Annotated in this window: 1 protein-coding gene; it reads left to right on the top strand. The window is 36.9% G+C overall.

From position 1 onward, the window contains the following. On the top strand, positions 1-794 hold a 794-nt coding region (locus Q1A01_RS23590; protein WP_299686023.1), incomplete at both ends, for an Ig-like domain-containing protein.

Genomic DNA, 794 nt, shown 5'->3' with positions numbered 1-794 from the left:
ACACCAGAGGATACACCAGTAGATATCGATGTATTAGATAATGATACGTTTAATCCAAACAGTGATGTAGAGGTAACCGATGTTACCAATCCAGCCAATGGAACAGTAACGATCAATGCAGATGGAACAGTAACTTATACACCAGATCCAAACTATAATGGTACAGATACCTTTGATTATACAGTAACGGTAACCAATCCAGATGGATCTACTACGACAGAGACAGCTACGGTAACTGTGATAGTAACACCTGATAATCCATCATTAGAATTATTAAAAGATGGTGTTTATGAAGATACAAATGGTGATAGTATAGTTAATGAAGGAGATCTTATCTTATATACATTTACAGTAACTAATAATGGGGATGTTCCTTTATTTGGAATTACAATTACAGATCCATTAGTAACTGTCAATGGAGGACCAATAGACTTAGGTATAGGTGAAAGCGATAGTATGACGTTTACAGCTTCATATGCAATTACACAGGATGATATAGATGATGGAGCTGTATATAACTTAGCAACTGCTACAGGCGCAGATCAAGCAGGAGAACCAGCTACAGATACCTCTGAAGATCCAACGCCTATGGGGCCAATTGATCCTCAATGTCCAGATTGTACGATCACAATTTTACCACAAGATCCAGTAATAGCAATAGTTAAGACAGGAGTATTGAATGATGAGAATGGAGATGGCTGTAGTGATCCACTAGAGACTATTACGTATACATTTACAGTAACGAATCAGTCTAATGTTACTTTAACAGACATTACAGTAACAGATACACCAAT

It is taken from the genome of uncultured Dokdonia sp. (assembly GCF_947492815.1).
GTDB lineage: Bacteria > Bacteroidota > Bacteroidia > Flavobacteriales > Flavobacteriaceae > Dokdonia.
Note: the sequence above shows the minus strand (reverse complement) of the source record. Positions and strands in the feature narration are given on the sequence as shown.